Source organism: Klebsiella sp. 28, from assembly GCF_018223905.1.
Classification (GTDB): domain Bacteria; phylum Pseudomonadota; class Gammaproteobacteria; order Enterobacterales; family Enterobacteriaceae; genus Klebsiella; species Klebsiella pneumoniae.
The window spans coordinates 13,152-29,718 of the sequence record NZ_JAGRQY010000122.1 but is presented as its reverse complement, the minus strand read 5'-3'; the positions used below and the strand labels follow the sequence as shown (position 1 = coordinate 29,718).

At 57.2% G+C, this 16,567-nt stretch carries 12 protein-coding genes; 2 read left to right on the top strand and 10 right to left on the bottom strand.

Annotated elements, in window-relative coordinates; translation table 11 throughout:
* Positions 1-28 precede the first annotated feature (28 nt).
* Positions 29-1,036 carry a Gfo/Idh/MocA family oxidoreductase gene (locus tag KHQ28_RS20270; RefSeq protein ID WP_004183249.1) on the top strand — a complete coding sequence of 336 codons (1,008 nt, stop codon included), beginning with the start codon at positions 29-31 and terminating at the stop codon, positions 1,034-1,036.
* Between the two features lie 802 nt (positions 1,037-1,838).
* Here the strand turns inward: KHQ28_RS20270 and KHQ28_RS20265 are convergent.
* The 3 genes from KHQ28_RS20265 to iolE are packed head-to-tail and all read right to left on the bottom strand — an operon-like array spanning position 1,839 to position 4,969.
* Positions 1,839-2,870: a Gfo/Idh/MocA family protein gene (locus KHQ28_RS20265; protein ID WP_032419280.1), complete on the bottom strand. Its 1,032-nt coding sequence runs from the start codon at positions 2,868-2,870 to the stop codon at positions 1,839-1,841.
* A gap of 9 nt (positions 2,871-2,879) precedes the next feature.
* Complete coding sequence (locus KHQ28_RS20260; RefSeq protein ID WP_032419281.1) at positions 2,880-4,052, bottom strand: Gfo/Idh/MocA family protein; 1,173 nt, start codon at positions 4,050-4,052, stop codon at positions 2,880-2,882.
* Positions 4,049-4,969 (bottom strand): myo-inosose-2 dehydratase, encoded by a 921-nt coding sequence (iolE, locus tag KHQ28_RS20255; protein ID WP_002892496.1) that lies wholly within the window; start codon positions 4,967-4,969, stop codon positions 4,049-4,051. Before iolE ends, KHQ28_RS20260 begins: the two co-directional genes overlap by 4 nt.
* A gap of 572 nt (positions 4,970-5,541) precedes the next feature.
* On the opposite strand from iolE, the gene KHQ28_RS20250 reads away from it, so the two are divergent.
* A complete protein-coding gene (locus tag KHQ28_RS20250) occupies positions 5,542-5,967 on the top strand; it encodes a hypothetical protein (RefSeq protein WP_023316323.1) in 426 nt (141 codons plus the stop codon).
* A 76-nt stretch (positions 5,968-6,043) separates the two neighbouring features.
* Here the strand turns inward: KHQ28_RS20250 and lysS are convergent, their stop codons facing one another.
* The 7 genes from lysS to KHQ28_RS20215 all read right to left on the bottom strand — a co-directional run bounded on the left by lysS (position 6,044) and on the right by KHQ28_RS20215 (position 16,513).
* Entirely contained in the window at positions 6,044-7,561 is a 1,518-nt protein-coding gene (gene lysS, locus KHQ28_RS20245; RefSeq protein WP_002892491.1) for a lysine--tRNA ligase, read from the bottom strand.
* 331 nt (positions 7,562-7,892) lie between these two features.
* Positions 7,893-9,368, bottom strand: coding sequence for a dipeptide permease DtpD (gene dtpD / locus KHQ28_RS20240; RefSeq protein WP_004151795.1), 1,476 nt, complete (start codon positions 9,366-9,368; stop codon positions 7,893-7,895).
* A gap of 59 nt (positions 9,369-9,427) precedes the next feature.
* A complete protein-coding gene (gene cadA, locus KHQ28_RS20235; RefSeq protein ID WP_002892486.1) occupies positions 9,428-11,575 on the bottom strand; it encodes a lysine decarboxylase CadA in 2,148 nt (715 codons plus the stop codon).
* An 82-nt stretch (positions 11,576-11,657) separates the two neighbouring features.
* Complete coding sequence (cadB, locus tag KHQ28_RS20230; RefSeq protein ID WP_002892484.1) at positions 11,658-12,992, bottom strand: cadaverine/lysine antiporter; 1,335 nt, start codon at positions 12,990-12,992, stop codon at positions 11,658-11,660.
* Positions 12,993-13,357: 365 nt separating this feature from the next.
* A complete protein-coding gene (gene cadC, locus KHQ28_RS20225) occupies positions 13,358-14,926 on the bottom strand; it encodes a lysine decarboxylation/transport transcriptional activator CadC (protein WP_004147422.1) in 1,569 nt (522 codons plus the stop codon).
* 293 nt (positions 14,927-15,219) lie between these two features.
* Positions 15,220-15,492: a DUF1471 domain-containing protein gene (locus tag KHQ28_RS20220; RefSeq protein ID WP_002892402.1), complete on the bottom strand. Its 273-nt coding sequence runs from the start codon at positions 15,490-15,492 to the stop codon at positions 15,220-15,222.
* A 100-nt stretch (positions 15,493-15,592) separates the two neighbouring features.
* On the bottom strand, positions 15,593-16,513 hold the full coding sequence (locus KHQ28_RS20215; protein ID WP_211777663.1) for a Kdo(2)-lipid IV(A) acyltransferase: 921 nt from the start codon (positions 16,511-16,513) through the stop codon (positions 15,593-15,595).
* Positions 16,514-16,567 lie beyond the last annotated feature (54 nt).

Below are 16,567 nucleotides of genomic sequence, written 5' to 3'. Positions count from 1 at the left end.
GCGTCCCCTCGCCATTCTGGAGAAAAAAATGATCTGCAAACGTTTTGCCCTGGTAGGCAGTGGTTTTATCGGTCAGGTTCATGCCGCCAGTCTTGCCCGTCATGAAGGAAGTGCGCTGACGATGGTGGCCGATACCGCGCCGGAGCGCGCCCAGGCGCTGGCCGCCCGCTATGGCGCCCGGGCGGTGACCGTGAGCGAGGCGATCCATAGCGACGCCATCGACGCGGTGCTGATCGCCAGTTCAACCCCGTCGCATGCCGAACTGCTGGAAGCCGCCGCTAGGGCGGGCAAGGCGGTCTATTGCGAAAAACCGATCGACCTCTCCCTGGCGCGCGCCCGTGAGGTGGTGGAGCGGGTGCTCCCCCTGAACGTGCCGGTCACTGTCGGCTTTAACCGGCGCTTCGATAGCAGCCATCAGCAGCTCCGCCGCCAGCTGGAGCAAGGGCTGATCGGCCGGGTCGAGCTGGTGCAGATGGTCTGCCGCGCCTCCAGCATGCCGCCGCTCGACTATCTGCGCAGCTCCGGCGGCCAGATGCGCGATCAGGCGATCCACTTCTTCGATCTCCTGCGCTTTCTCACTGGCGATGAAGTGCGCACCGTAGCAGCGATGGGCGCGGCGCTGGCCCTGCCGGACATTGCCGAATTTGGCGATGTCGACACCTCCATCCTGATGATGCAGATGCGCGGCGGCGCGCTGGCGCAGTTGGACAATACCCGCCGCACCGGCCACGGGTACGATGAACGGATCACCCTGCTGGGCGCCGAAGGCGCGCTGGAGTCCGGTAGCCAGTCGCCGGCGGGCCCTACCCTGTGGCGCGGCAATCAGCGCATTGAGCCGGGCCTGTGGCCAGACTGGTTCAGCCGGGTACAGGGATCTTATTACCAGCATCTTGACGCCTTTATTCGCTCCCTGAATGGTGAAACCGTCGCCGACCTGCCCGGCCTGCTGGACGGCCTGCAGGCGCAGGCCATTGCCGAAGCGGCGGTTCAGTCCCTACAGCATGGCCAGTTTGTCGCCGTCGACGACTGTCGCTGAGCGGGTGCGAGGCAACCGCTATCTAGCGCAGTACCTGCCTTTATGCCGGGCGGCGGCGATGCCTTGCCCGGCCTACAGAAGACAGGCATTCATACACCGTAATATCAATCGGTTGCATTGATATCCCAGGCCCGCGCAAGCGCAGCGCCGCCGGGAAAGAACAGCCGACGCGGAGCCGCTTTTATGCCGGGCGGCGGCGATGCCTTGCCCGGCCTACATAATACAGGCATTAATCCACTTTAATATCAAACAGTTGCATAGATATCTCAGGCCCGCGCAAGCGCAGCGCCGCCGGGCAAGAACAGCCGACGCGGAGCCGCTGTTATGCCGGGCGGCGGCGTCGCCTTGCCCGGCCTACATAACACAGGCATTAATCTGATTTAATATCAAACGGTTGCAGTAAAATCGTAGGCCCGTGCAAGCGCAGCGCCGCCGGGCAAGAACAGCCGACGCGGAGCCGTTTTATGCCGGGCGGCGGCGTCGCCTTGCCCGGCCTACATAACACAGGCATCAATACACTGTAATATCAAACGGTTGCATTGATATCTCAGGCCCGCGCAAGCGCAGCGCCGCCGGGCAAGAACAGCGGGCGCGGAGCCGCTTTTATGCCGGGCGGCGGCGATGCCTTGCCCGGCCTACATAACACAGGCATTAATCTGATTTAATATCAAACGGTTGCAGTAAAATCGTAGGCCCGTGCAAGCGCAGCGCCGCCGGGCAACAGACATCAGGCATCGTACGCGTCCTTTTGCCGGGCAATGGCAGATACGCTCGCGCTATCTGCCATTGCCCGGCCGGCTCCTTAGCGTTCTTCGTTAAACACCGCGCCCACCTGGCGCCGCACCTCATCCAGCACCTGCAGATTCTGCAGCACCCGACTGAGCGGCCGCAGCGGCGAATCCCGCAGCCCCTGGCCAATGCACCAGGCAAAATGCTCCGCCTGCCAGAACAGCTGGTCGTAGCGATTGCGCGGCTCTTCCCAGCGCAGCACCTGCCCGCTCTGGCTGGCGGCGAGCGTGAAGCCGCCGGGGGCATAAAACTGACCGTCGATCGTCAGGGTCGCCTGGCGTCCGGCCACCACCGCCCCGCCCGGCGTGTTGCTGAACAAAGTGGTGTTTAACACCCCCTGCATCCCGTTCTGCCAGCTAAACAGCATCGACGTCTGACCGTTAAGCCCCTCCGCCGTGGCGCTGCCGCGGGCGACAATCTCCTGCGGCATGCCGCCCACCATCAGCGCAAACGAGGTCACATAGCTGCCGAGGTCCATCATCGGCCCGCCGGCAAGATCGGCATTGAAGATGCGGTGGTCGCGGGTGAAATACTCGCCGTGATCGGCCAGCAGGGTATGCAGGTCGCCGAGCGCCCCATCCTCCAGCAGCTGGCGGATCACATCATATTTCGGCGCGTAATCGCACCACATTGCCTCCAGCGCCAGCTTCCCCTGGCGGGCGGCTTCGGCCTGCAGCTCACGTCCTTCGCCGAGGTTGAGGGCGAAGGGTTTCTCTATCAGCACATGTTTGCCCGCCTTCAGCGCCTGCATGCCGTCGGGAAAGTGATGGTTGTGCGGCGTCGCAATATACACCGCATCAATATCCGGACGCGCCAGCATCTCCTCCACCTGGCCGTAAGCCTGGGGGATCCCCCATTCCGCGGCCACCCGGTCGGCCTTCGCCTGGCTGCGGGAGGCCACCGCCACCACCTGCTGCCGGCTGTAGGTTTTCAATGAGTGCACAAAGCGCTCGGCGATCCAGCCAGGACCGATAATGCCCCAGCGCAGGATGGGAATGCTCTGCGCCGCCGGGCGGCGCGGGGTTGGTAAGTGTGACGGAAACATAGCGGCTCCTTAGTCTTTAACCACGTTCACCCAGCGACGGCTGACCATCGAGGCTTCAATCGCCGACAGCACGCGCTGATTCTGCAAACCAAATTCAAAGTTGGGATAGCAGTCGTCGTCCCCGCAAATCCCCTGCACCAGGTCATGCACTTCGATCACCTTGACGTCAAAATAGCCCAGCCCACCGCCGCCAAAATCGAAGCCGAAGAAGCCGGCATAGGCCGGGATCTGGCTCCCGGCATACAGCGTCTTAAAGCCGCGGTCGTGTTTATCATCGTTGAAGCGATATACCTGCAGTTCGTTAAAGCGCTCCCCGTCCATATACAGCGTGCCTTCGGTGCCGGAAACCTCCCAGAACACGCCGAAGATCCGCCCGGCGGCGATGCGCGAGGCCTCAATCACTCCCGCCGCGCCGCTGTCGAAATTGACCAGGCACTGAACCTGATCGTCATTTTCCACTTCCCGCCACTCGGCATCGGCCGCGACCCGGCTGGCATACCCGGCATCGGTTTGCGGCACCGGACGCTGGCGCAGGCAGGTTTGCGCGCTGGCGGTCACTTCACGGATCCCGCCAAGCAAAAACTGGGCGACGGACAGGGTATGGGCGCCGAGGTCGCCAAGCGCCCCGCTGCCGCCGAGGGTTTTCGAGCAGCGCCAGGACCAGGGCAGGTTCGGGTCGTTATAAAACCCCTGATCAAAGGTGCCGCGAAAGCGCACCGGTTCGCCAATATCTCCCCGGGCGATAATCTGCTTTGCCAGCAGCGCCGCCGGCGTTTTGATGTTGTTAAAGGCCACCATGGTCTTCACCCCCGCGCGCCGTGCCGCCTGCGCCATCTCCTGCGCCTGCTGCTCATTGACCGCCAGCGGCTTCTCGCAATAGACATGTTTACCCGCCGCGATCGCCGCCATCGCCATTGTGTAGTGCAGATGGTTCGGCGAGGTGATATCCACCACATCAACCTGCGGATCGTTTACCAGCTCGCGCCAGTCGCCGTAGGCCTTTTCCGCCCCCAGTTTCGCCGCGTGGCATTCGGCCATCGCCTGATCCTGATCCGCCAGCGCGTAGAGATGCGGGCGCTTGGGCAGATCGGGATAGAACATTGCCGCGCGACGGTAAGCGTCAGCGTGTGCCTGCCCCATAAAACCTGAGCCGATAAGGCCGATATTTAACCGCGCGCTCATGATGCGTACTCCTCTGACGATGAAGGGGAAGATAAATGGTGCGCCAGCCAGGCATAGGCGCGGCTGGCGGTGGCCAGCGGCGGCGCCATCGCCGGGTCCTGCTCGGCTTCGATAATCAGCCAGCCGCGGTAGTCGCTGTCCCGGACAAAGTCGAGGATCGGCGCATAGTCGATGCAGCCGTCGCCTGGGATGGTAAACAGCCCGGCGCGCACCGCCTCGTTAAAGCTCAGGTTTTCCCGATACAGACGCCCCAGCACCTGGGGACGCACGTCTTTCAGATGCAGATGGCGGATACGGTGGCCATATTTGTGCAGTACGCGCGGGATCTCGACCCCGGCGACAAAGGCGTGCCCGGTATCAAACGCCAGCCCGACGTTGTCATGGGTGTGAGACAGAAACCGCTCCAGCTCGTCATCGTGCTCCACCAGCATCATCAGATGATGGTGATAGGCCAGCTGGAGGTCATAGTCGCGCAGCAGCAGGTCGGCAAAGGTATTCAGCTTGTGGCAATACGCCGCAAGGCTGACGCGGCTTAACGGCGGCGAGAGCGAAATAGGCTCATCAAGCGGGGTTTCACCTGGCAGTTGCCCGCATTCGCCGTAAACCATCACTTTCGCGCCGAGCTGCCGGAGGAGCTGGGCGTGCTCCCGCACCGCCTCCAGCTCCGCTTCCACGCTGCGGTCGGCCAGCATGCCGCTGTACCAGCCGGACGCCAGGCGCAGGTCAGCCGCCGCCAGCAGCGGGCCCAGGGTTGATGCCTGGCGGGGAAATTTCCGTCCTAACTCAATGCCCTGATAGCCCGCCTCCCGCGCCTCGCGCAGGCAGGTATCCAGGGGAATATCACCACCTAAATCCTCGAGTACATCGTTGGTCCAGCACAGGGGGCTCACGCCCCACCGCAGTTGCTCTGTCGCCATCTTGTTCTCCTTTCCACCCTGTGGTCTTGTCTGGCGTCACTATAAGCAGGTGACGACCGACGATGAAAACGGAGAAATGATGGAAATCCATCATTGCGCTGGCGGTATATTCGCTATTTCAGGTAACCCTGAAAAATAAATGGAAATAATGCTTGCCGCCGGCTTATTTTGCGGATAAAAATTACTGGCTTAATAACCCGCTTCAGAGGTTATCCCTTTCATTCGAAATATGATGATAGCAATATGAAAAAAACTCAACACCGCACCAGCGCGGGCTTTTGCCGTGCGCCAAGGACAGGCCTGCTGTTATTTGCCTGAATGACACATAGCCGCTTTTAAAACATCAAATAATTAACATTCTCTCTGCAATAATATGACAAGCAGTGGGAAGGTTGGCTTGCGAAATAAGCATGAAACTTTGATGTTTTACTAATAAATAACCCCAGAGCCTCTTGCTAATTACTTATCAGGACTGGTTGGGTTATTTTATTCTGACGCCAACGGGAGAATACACCAACGTGTATCCCTCTCTATGGCCCCTGCACGCCGCTATCGCGATGAGAAACAATAAGATGAATAAGACCTGGCTTTTCACCACCCTGACCCTGGCGCTGGTCGCCGCCGCGCCGGCCCACGCCATTAGCGCGAAATACCGGGAACAGCTTGAACGTTCCGGCTGCACGCAGATGACCGATGGGACCACCTGCGATATTCATAAAACCAAAGCCGAGAATGCCGCCGCCGCGCAGCACGCCAGCAGCGGCTTCGCCCCCTGGGTGGGCACCTGGTATGTTTATACAGAGTATGGCGATAAAATTGATGAGATTACCGTCACCGCTAAAACGGTGAAAACCCATGGTCATCTGGTCGAGGCGGCGAAAGCCAGCCAGGGTAAACTGACCTTCCGGGTGAAAAGCTCAGCCTTTACGCTGAACGACGCCTTTAACGGCGTATGGGCAAACGGCAGCCAGCGCGGCACGTTGCAAAAAGTCCTGTAATAACATCGCTCTGCCGACAGGCCGGGGATAATGCAGACAGAACCTCCCGGCGCAGGCCGGGAGGGAGTGCAACGGATTACTTCTGCGGACGCATGGCCGGGAAGAGGATCACGTCGCGGATGGTATGGCTGTTGGTAAACAGCATCACCATGCGGTCGATACCAATACCCAGACCCGCGGTCGGCGGCAGGCCGTACTCGAGGGCGGTCACGTAGTCTTCGTCGTAGAACATCGCTTCGTCATCGCCCGCCGCTTTGGCGTTCACCTGATCCTGGAAGCGCTGCGCCTGGTCTTCGGCATCGTTCAGCTCGCTGAAACCGTTACCGATTTCGCGGCCGCCGATGAAGAATTCAAAGCGGTCAGTGATTTCCGGGTTGACGTCGTTACGGCGCGCCAGCGGAGAAACTTCCGCCGGGTATTCGGTGATGAAGGTCGGCTGAATCAGATGCGCTTCCGCCACTTCGTCAAAGATTTCGGTAACTATGCGTCCCAGCCCCCAGCTTTTCTCTACCTGAATACCGATAGATTCCGCCAGCGCTTTCGCCGCGTCGAAGTTATCCAGATCCGCCATGTTGGTTTCCGGACGGTGTTTCTTGATCGCTTCCCGCATGGTCAGTTTTTCAAACGGCTTGCCGAAATCAAACACCTGGTCGCCATACGGCACTTCGGTTTTGCCCAGCACCGTCTGCGCCAGGGTGCGGAACAGCGACTCGGTCAGTTCGATCAGGTCTTTGTAGTCCGCATACGCCATATACAGTTCCATCATGGTGAACTCTGGGTTATGGCGTACCGAGATCCCTTCGTTGCGGAAGTTACGGTTGATTTCAAACACGCGTTCAAAACCGCCAACCACCAGACGTTTCAGATACAGTTCCGGCGCGATGCGCAGGTACATATCGAGATCCAGGGCGTTGTGATGGGTAATGAACGGACGGGCTGACGCACCGCCAGGGATCACCTGCATCATCGGCGTTTCGACTTCCATAAAGCCGCGGGCCACCATGAACTGGCGCATGGTGGCGAGGATCTGCGAACGGATACGGAACGTATGACGCGACTCTTCGTTGGCGATCAGATCCAGATAGCGCTGGCGATAGCGAACTTCCTGATCCTGCAGGCCGTGAAATTTATCCGGCAGCGGGCGCAGGGCTTTGGTCAGCAGGCGCAGCTCGGTGCAGTGGATCGAGAGTTCGCCGGTTTGCGTTTTGAACAGCTTGCCGCGGGCGGCGATGATATCGCCGAGGTCCCATTTCTTAAACTGTTCGTTGTAGACGCCTTCCGGCAGGTCATCGCGCGCCACGTACAGCTGAATGCGGCCGCCGACGTCCTGGAGGGTGACGAAGGAGGCTTTGCCCATCACGCGACGGGTCATCATCCGACCAGCCACCGCAACTTCAACGTTCAGGGAAGCGAGTTCATCGTTGTCCTTCGCATCGAATTCAGCATGCAATTGGTCAGAGGTATGGTCGCGACGGAAATCGTTGGGGAAAGCTACGCCCTGCTCACGCAGCGCAGCCAGTTTTTCGCGACGAGCTTTCAGTTCATTATTAAGGTCAATGGCCTCATCGGCACCTTGTGCTTGTTGTTCAGACATATGGATTCCTCATAACCTTGCTTTCAAACTAGCTTCGATAAATTGAACCAGGTCACCCTTCCGCGCGGCCTGTCTCTGGGAAGACACCAGAGCACAATCTTAACGATCCTGGATTCACTCCAAGCTGATCTCACTCAGCTATGGCTTCAGTAACGGTATTTTTTATCGTTGGCCTCCGCGCATGCCAGAATATCCTCCTCCTGTTCACTAAGCTGTGCAAGGAGCGACTTCGCGCTCCGCTGTTGAGGTAATGCCCCCGGTCGCGCTGCGCTTACCGGGGCTACGAATCGCGGCCCGGACAAGGTGTTTACGCCACGAGCCGGGACGAGCGTCAGGCGCCGCCGCCGGTAATTTCACCGGCAGCCGCACGACGTTTGCCAACGCTACAGGCCGCGGCAAAGGCGATAATGACCATCACCGCCACGCAGCCGAGGGTCCATTCGCCCATCTGCGCGAAGAAATGCTGATAGGCGGCAATCGCCGTATCGCTGATTTGCGATTCGGTGGTTTGCTGGGCGACCACGCCCGCCAGCCAGTTGGCCACCGCGCCGGTGGCCAGCATATAAATGCCGGTCAATACGCCGGTGACGCCGGGCATGTTCAGACGGGTGATTTGCGCCATCGCCACCGGGTCGATAAACAGTTCGGCAAAGCCCATCATCGCCAGCCCGGCGACCATCATGCCCATTGAGGCCTGACCGTCAGCCGCGCCATGGCGGGCATTGAGCGCCAGCAGCATAAAGCCGCCGCCCATCAGCAGCAGGCCGAAAGAAAATTTCAGCCAGACGCGCAGCACAGAACGCACGCTGCCTTCCGGGCGCATCAGCCACGCCAGCACCACGCCGGCCGCCATCACCGCTATCGCGTTAACTGACTGGAACAGCGCGGTCGGCACGTCCCAGTTCAGCAGACGACGATTGACGAAGTGGTCGATAAACAGGCTAATCGAGCTCCCGCCCTGCTGCGCCAGCACCCAGAACAGCGTTCCGGCGAGCATCAGCAGGACGATCTGCCACAGCGCGCGACGATGCTCCGGGGCTTTGATCATGATCCGCGCCACCATCTGGGCGGCGAACAGGCAGACGATCGCCAGCAGATAGCCGGACCAGTTGTTTTGCAGCAGTAGAGTGAAAAATACCGGCGCCAGGCAGAGCATCACCAGCAGCCAGCCCCAGGTCGGCAGCACGAACTTCACCGCCCGCAGCGCCGGTTTATCAACGCCGCGGGTATGCCGGAAGTGGCGGCTGCCGCTTAAGAAAATCATCAGGCCGATAAACATACCGATCCCCGCAAGGGCGAAGCCGATATGCCAGCCGTACCACTGCGCCGCCAGTCCGCAGGCGATGGGCGCGGCAATCGAGCCGACGTTGCCGGCGGCGTACAGCAGCGAGAAACCGCCGTCGCGACGCGGGTCGTCGTGAGCGTACAGTTCGCCGAGCAGGCAGCTGATATTGGATTTAAACAGGCCGTAGCCGCAGATGATGATCGCCAGCGCGACGTACAAACTCCATGCGGAGGTCGACTCAACGCCCAGCACCACATGGCCGAGGGTCATCAACAGCGCCCCGGCAATTACCGCCGTGCGGTTGCCGAGCAGGCGGTCGGCAAGCCAGCCGCCGAGAATAGGGGTAACGTAAACCAGAGATGCGTAAGCGCTGAACAGGCTGATGGCGTGGCTGTCGTCGAAGCCAAGCTGGTGGGTAAGGTAAAGGATGAGTAAGGCGCGCATGCCGTAAAAGCTGAAGTACTCCCAGATCTGGATCGCAACGATGTAGTAAATCGCGCGCGGCTGTGAGGGTGTTTTCATGTGTTCTCCTTGCAGCGTGAAAAAGGGAAGTGGCAAGCCACTTCCCTGGTGTGCGTCTATTACTTGTTATTCTCTTCTTTCAGCACTTTAACGGTGTAACGACCATCCGCCTGACGATAGGCGCCGTGGATATCGGTTTCGAAGCCTGGATAGTGGGCGCCGATTTCGCACAGCATCTGCAGGAACTCCAGCACCGGACGGCTCTCTTCGGTGATCATCTCACCCGGCATCACCAGCGGCACTCCCGGAGGATACGGCAGGATCATGTTGGCGTTGACGCGGCCGACCATCTCTTCGAGATACACTTCTTCCGTCTGACCGTGCAGCTCTTTCTGGAACGCGGCATACGGGGTCATCACCATCGATGGCAGCACTTCAAACGCGCGGAACATCAGATCCGGCAGGTTGTGATGCTCAATCAGTTTGTGAATGTTCTGCGCGAGGTCCTGAATACGCATGTTTTCATAGAATTCAGGATCTTCACGGTACAGCGACGGCAGCATGTTTTTCACCCGCAGGTTCAGGTCGAACGCGCGTTTGAAGTCGGTCAGCGCACGCAGCAGGCTCAGCGCTTTAGTCTTATCGATACCGATACTGAACAGGAACAGCAGGTTGTACGGACCGGTTTTCTCTACCACGATGCCGTGTTCGTCGAGATATTTCGCCACGATGCTTGCCGGAATACCGAAGTCATCCATGGTGCCGTCTTTCTTCATCCCCGGCGTCAGCAGCGTGACTTTGATCGGGTCGAGGTACATGTGTTCGTTATCGATGTTTTTGAAACCGTGCCATGCGCTGTCGGAACGCAGCGGCCAGCATTCAGGACCATCGATATGCTCCGGCTGCCAGACGTCGAAGAACCAGCCGTCAGACTCGCCTTTCAGACGTTTGATCTCTTTACGGAACTTGATGGAACGTTCAATAGAGCCGTCGATCAGACGCTTACCAGCGTTCCCCTTCATCATCGCCGCCGCGGTTTCGGTGGAGGCCACGATCCCGTAGTGTGGAGAGGTGGTGGTGTGCATCATGTAGGCTTCGTTGAAGGTCTCTTCGTTTACGTCGCCTTTCACGTGGATCATCGACGCCTGGGAGAACGCCGCCAGCAGTTTGTGCGTGGACTGGGTTTCATAAATCACTTTCCCTTCGACGCGGCCGCCGCTCATCCCGCATTTGCCTTCATAGATCGGCGAGAAGTTGGTGTAAGGCACCCACGCGGAGTCAAAGTGGATGGATTTCACATCCAGGGTTTTCTTGATGAAGTCGGTGTTGTACAGCAGACCATCGTAAGTCGAGTTGGTGATCACCGCGTGTACCGGCCAGGTCGCATTCGGCGTCTCTTTCACACGCTTGGCGATAGTCGCGTGCTGGAATTCGCTCTGCGGAATACCGCCGAGGATACCGTAGGCGTTACGGGTCGGACGGAAGTAGATCGGCGTAATGTCGCTCATCATCATCAGGTGAGTCAGCGATTTGTGGCAGTTACGGTCAATCAGCACGGTGCTGCCGGCCGGCGCGGAGTACATGCCGACGATTTTGTTAGCGGTAGAAGTACCGTTGGTCACCATGTAGCTGCGTTCTGCATTAAACACGCGAGCGATATACTCTTCCGCTTCTTTGTGCGGGCCGCTGTGGTCCAGCAGGGAACCCAGTTCAGAAACCGAAATGGAGATATCGGATTTCATGGTGTTGGAGCCAAAGAAATCGTAGAAGATGCTGCCTACCGGGCTTTTCTGGAACGCGGTACCGCCCATGTGGCCTGGGGTACAGAAGGTATATTTACCTTCACGGACATATTTGAACAGCGCTTTGGTCAGCGGCGGCAGAATGGTGTCGATGTATTCGTCAGTGTTCTGTTTGATTTTGTTCGCGATATCTTCCGCAGCGCCCAGCGCATATTCGAAGAAGCGAACCTGCATGCGCAGATCGTTCAGGCTAACGTCCAGGGTGGAGTAGGTGTTAGCGAACGCATACAGCGGCATGTACTCGTTCATTTTGCTGATTTCTTCGCACAGTTCGAGATTGTATTTATCCCAGTCGAAGATCACGCCGCACAGACGAGAGTTGTTTTCAATAAGTTTTAATAAGTCGTCACGGTCGTTCGGGTAGACAATACGGAAGTCCAGGCGTTCGAGAGCACGATGCAGTTCACGGATGGGTTCTTCTTTGAAGTAAACCCCCATGTGATTCATGATTGCAATAACGTTCATAGTCAAATCTCCAGATGTAGAAAGCCCCTCCCGTCGCGTGATGACAGGTGATGGAAGGAGCCTCAGGAAAACGGGTTGCTGATTAGTGCGCGTTAGCGGTGGTGTTGTTATCCGATGCGTTGTTCTGGCGCTGGTGCATTTTGCGACCGTAGAACATCAGGATAATCAGGCTAACGATGAAGGTGCCGGCCAGTTCGAAGGAGCTTGCGCCCATCAGCGCGATGAAGCAGAACACGCAACCCAGTACCGAACAAATCAGGCTAACGAAGTTACGGATGTTGATGCCTTCGAAACGAATCAGGTCAACACAGGAGTAGAAGTAAGGCAGCATGGTCAGCAGTACCGCGATACCGGTCAGTTCGCCGAACAGGTCAGAGGCTTTACCACCGGCGGAGTTCATCAGGGTAATCAGCACCATCAGCGCGGTCATTTTCACTGCGGCCAGCAGCAGGCCTTTTTTCGGAATACCGTTGTTATCAACTTCGCCATACACTTTCGGGAAGTTACCGTCGTTGGCGGCACGCACACCGGCCTGGCCAACCAGCATCATCCACGAGCCCAGAGAAGTCAGGCAGGCAAAGGCGGTGAAAGCGGATACCATCGGTGCAGCCCAGCCGCCGAGGATGGTAGAGGCGCTAATTGCGAACGGCGCACCGGACGCGGCCATCTGAGAAGCAGGATACATACCGGCGATAACCTGAGTCGCGGCGATGTAGACGATACCGGCCATCGCAGTGCCCAGCATGGTAGCCAGCGGCACGGTACGTTTCGGGTTTTTCACCATCCCGGTACTCACGGCGGCGGATTCTACGCCAACGAAGGCCCACAGGCAGAGCAGGATACTTTTAATAACCGCGTGGCTATCGGTGGTGCTGGAGGTATTCCAGTTCGCCTGATAGGTAGCGACATCAAACCAGTGCCAGCCGACGACCGCAGTCATGACTACCGGAATAAGCACCAGTACCAGACCAATAGTGGTCAGACGGCTGACCCAGGTCCCGCCGAGCATATTAACGAAAGTAAAGATCCACACGATGGCAATACAGGCAATACCTGCTGGCACCGGGTTATTTAAAATTGGGAAGAACGTAGAGAGATAAGAAACTGCGGTAATCCCGATGGCCAGGTTACCAATCCAGTTTGCATGATAATAAAGGACACCGGTCTGGAAACCAAATGCCGGAGATATTTCGCCAGCGTAGGCAATAGGACCGCCCTGCTGCGGGTTTTTAGTGGCCAGTCGGGCATAAACATAAGCCAGAGACATCGCACCAATAATTGAAATCACCCAGCCCCAAATGGCAATACCACCGATGCTGGCCAGGTTCGCAGGTAATAATGCAATCCCGCTCCCCATCATATTACCGGCGACGACACCGGTACAGGCAAATAGCCCGATCTTCTTGGCAGAACTCATGGTTGTTTTTCTCCTAAGTTTATTTGGGAGGTACAGATCATGATACAGAACCATTAATTGACCCGACCAACTGCCAACAAGATTACTGATTTGTACGAGATAAGTCCTAAAGATAAAGTGATATAAAAACAAACATCAGACAAATGATATTTTGACCTTTTTCGCTTAACACATAAACATGACAACAAGGTGTCAAAAAAAGATAAACATCGTTGTATTACAGCAACTTATAAGGAGGAAGGTGTGTTACCCAACTGTTATTTAAAGCCTCCTGAATGCTAAATAAAAATAACAACAAGAGGCTTCATGAGAAACATAAATTTAACCTCACCATGCCCAAAACCTTTTACATGATGAGGGTTTACTTATTCTGAAGAGAGAAAGTTGTCGAGATATGGAACGACTCGGTTAACCGACGTCTGGAAAACCCCATTTTCAATCCAGTACAGGGTATCTTCGCCAGGACGTAAATTAAACGCCGTGATGTAAGAATCGGCAGCCAGACGGTTCTCACCTTTCATCTCATAGACTTTGCCTAACAGCACATAATTTAGCCATGACATCTCTAAATCAATCGCACTATTAATTGCGGTATTTGCTTCGTCGACTTTGCCCTTCCCCAATGAATCCACCGCTTTTATTTGATAATAAATCGCCATGTCTTTTATACCCGGCATCGCCCCTACCCGCTCGACTTCACTGTAGAGGGCGGCCAGCTGTTTATCGTCCAGCGGCTGTTGCGAATGGCGCAATACATCCACCAGCGTTTTTTCGGCATAGGCGTAAATAAAATCCGGCGCCCGCTTAATCACATCATCCAGCAGGCTACTGGCCTTACTTAATGAATCGACATCGCCCTTCATTAACAGCTGATGCGACTGGTAGAAATAGGTTAACGCCACGCTTTGCGAGGGCTGATATTGCCTGAGCATCGCCTGCATTCGCGCCGGCCACGGCTGCGCCAGGGCATCCGACAGGCTGTTCATCAGATCGTTCTGGATGGTCAGCTGGTTATCGTTGGTCACAAAGTAGCGCTTATCCAGCATCGTCGAGCTGTCGGCGTTGTCCACCAGCTGGACCGACATAAAGCACTGCTGCGCCCGATAATGGCGCTGATTAACGAACTCAATGGTCAGCGTTTTGCCGGAACTGCTTGGTTCATTGATGTTGTAGTCCGTTTTGTCATGCACCATAAAGGTCGAGAAGGTGTTCAGCGAGGTGGTGATCAGGCTGGCCAGTCCTACGGCGTAGGAGTGCTGCGACGACCAGTTAGCGCAGGAGTTGCCATTCACCAGGTGGATATCGATATCGCGCGGATTGAGCAGCAGACGCGCCTTGTTGACCGGCGGCCGCGATTCCATGCTCGACAGCGCCACCAGCGCCACGCAGGTGCCCAGCGCCAACAGGAACAGCCCCCACACCAGGGCGGTAGTGAGGCGCTTGCGGCCTGACGGCGCGCTGGCCACGGTAGGAGCCGGTGGCGGCGCGGCGGCATCAGGGAGAGGGACAGAGACGTCGGATGGCGCACCGGCGGCCGGCGGCGCAGGAACGGCGGTCGACGGCGAAGGCGTCAGCGCCTCCATCGACGGGGCTAGCTCCTCCCCCTCTTCGGTGCACCAGATCACCGGCACCGTGAGCTTATACCCCCGTTTGGGTACCGTCGCGATGTACTCAAGGCTAACGTCGTCGCCGTCTTTGAGCGACTTGCGCAGTTCAGAAATACTCTGCGTGACGACGTGGCTGGTCACAACGTTCCGGGTCCAGACGTTTTCGATAAGCTCGTCCCGGCTAAGCACTTCCCCCGGATGGCGGGCAAAAAAGACCAGAAGATCGATTAAACGCGGTTCAAGGGTAAGCTGGCGCCCCTTCCTGCTGATTTGGTTTACAGAGGGGGTTACCAGCCATTCACCGACGCGAACAACAGGTTGTAGCATACAAGAAAGCCCCAGACAAAAAGGGAAAGGCGCGATGATAACACATTTGTCCTACCTATTTTTGCCAGGGGTCACTCCCTCAGGCATTAGGCCGGAATTGGCTCTTTATTAACAATAAAAAGCAATAATTCATTAACATCGTGATCATGAAATCTATATATAGCGATAAAAACGCATTTCCGCTGCCGCTATTGCCTAAGGCAATTCCGATAGCAGAAAAAAATAAGCCTGGAGGCTTAACGCGCTCCAGGCTCAATGCGTTGCGCGCCGATACGGCACGCTTTAAAAAAAGGTTATTTATACACTTCCGCTGTGGCTTCAAAGTTAGGGCCATGCTCACGCGCAGCGGTGATCACGTAGTACTTTCCGCCTTTCTCATCGGCCAGCTTGGAGAGCTGATCGTGCAGATCGGAAGGCGAAGAGAATTCGCCACCGGACGGCCCCACCGAGATCGGCCCGACTTTGGTCAGTTTGAAGTGTTTCACTTCTTCTTTGGTAATCAACTGCGCGGCGGAGGCGCCAAATGCAACGGCGGAAAGGGCTAACGCGACTATCACTTTTTTCATCCTGCAATCTCCTTGGAATTAGCCTTCAGTCAGGCCCTTTCAGTATAGACGGCGATTTACTAAGCGTGCTACCGATGCGCTTATTTTTTGGCCGAGGCGTTCAATAACGCGGCGGTACTCCTTCCGGGCGGGTCTTAAAGCGCCGGTGCAGCCACATGTATTGCTCGGGCGCCATCAGGATGCACTGTTCGATAATCTGATTCATCCAGGCCGCCGTAACCTCGGCGCTCGCCAGCGGCGGCGTGCGCTCCGGCGTCAGGGAGATCAATTCATACCCCATGCCGTTGGGCTTGCGCCGCGGAACAAACGGCACAATCGTCGCCCCAGACATTTTCGCCAGCATCCAGGTACCGGTGGTGGTCGCCGCCTGTTCGACGGCAAACAGCGGGGCGAAGACGCTGCTGGCCGGACCGTAGTCATGATCCGGCGCGTACCAGAGAATTTCCCCCTCTTTTAGCGCCCTGACCATCCCTTTCAGATTTTTTCGATCCAGCATGGTCTTGTTAGAGCGCAAGCGTCCCCAGGTTTGCAGCCAGTCAATCAGCGGGTTATCGTTGGGCCGGTAGACGCCAATACCTGGGGTAAACATGCCGTACATTCGCGCACCCATTTCGAGGGTCAGAAAATGGATACCGATCAGTAAAATGCCCTGCTTTTCTTCCAGAAGCTCCACCACCTCGTTAACGCCGCTGGTCTCGGTCCAGCGCGCTACCCGGTGCACCGGCCAGAACCAGGCCATACCGGTCTCCATCAGCCCCATGCCCACCGATTCAAAGTTCATCACCACCATTCGGTGGCGTTCCTGCTCGCTTTTCTCGGGGAAGCAGAGCTCAAGGTTGCGATAGGCGATTTTCGCCCGGCGCTTCATAAAGCGCATGGCCAGACGGCCGATGGCGTTCCCGAGGCGGTAGATCAGCGGGTAGGGTAGTTGGACAACCAGCCACAGCAGGCCGATACCCAGCCACAGCAGCCAATAGCGCGGATGCAACAGCGCCGGAGAAAATTTAGGCAAATGAGTCATTTCATACCCGTATCAGTGAGCAACGTCTTATATTATCGCATTTTTTTACCGGCC

Bases quoted from the DNA above. Each gene is read 5' to 3' on its own strand.
- KHQ28_RS20270 (WP_004183249.1), top strand. From the start codon at position 29: ATGATCTGCAAACGTTTTGCCCTGGTAGGCAGTGGTTTTATCGGTCAG.
- KHQ28_RS20265 (WP_032419280.1), bottom strand. From the start codon at position 2,870: ATGTTTCCGTCACACTTACCAACCCCGCGCCGCCCGGCGGCGCAGAGC.
- KHQ28_RS20260 (WP_032419281.1), bottom strand. From the start codon at position 4,052: ATGAGCGCGCGGTTAAATATCGGCCTTATCGGCTCAGGTTTTATGGGG.
- iolE (WP_002892496.1), bottom strand. From the start codon at position 4,969: ATGGCGACAGAGCAACTGCGGTGGGGCGTGAGCCCCCTGTGCTGGACC.
- KHQ28_RS20250 (WP_023316323.1), top strand. From the start codon at position 5,542: ATGAATAAGACCTGGCTTTTCACCACCCTGACCCTGGCGCTGGTCGCC.
- lysS (WP_002892491.1), bottom strand. From the start codon at position 7,561: ATGTCTGAACAACAAGCACAAGGTGCCGATGAGGCCATTGACCTTAAT.
- dtpD (WP_004151795.1), bottom strand. From the start codon at position 9,368: ATGAAAACACCCTCACAGCCGCGCGCGATTTACTACATCGTTGCGATC.
- cadA (WP_002892486.1), bottom strand. From the start codon at position 11,575: ATGAACGTTATTGCAATCATGAATCACATGGGGGTTTACTTCAAAGAA.
- cadB (WP_002892484.1), bottom strand. From the start codon at position 12,992: ATGAGTTCTGCCAAGAAGATCGGGCTATTTGCCTGTACCGGTGTCGTC.
- cadC (WP_004147422.1), bottom strand. From the start codon at position 14,926: ATGCTACAACCTGTTGTTCGCGTCGGTGAATGGCTGGTAACCCCCTCT.
- KHQ28_RS20220 (WP_002892402.1), bottom strand. From the start codon at position 15,492: ATGAAAAAAGTGATAGTCGCGTTAGCCCTTTCCGCCGTTGCATTTGGC.
- KHQ28_RS20215 (WP_211777663.1), bottom strand. From the start codon at position 16,513: ATGACTCATTTGCCTAAATTTTCTCCGGCGCTGTTGCATCCGCGCTAT.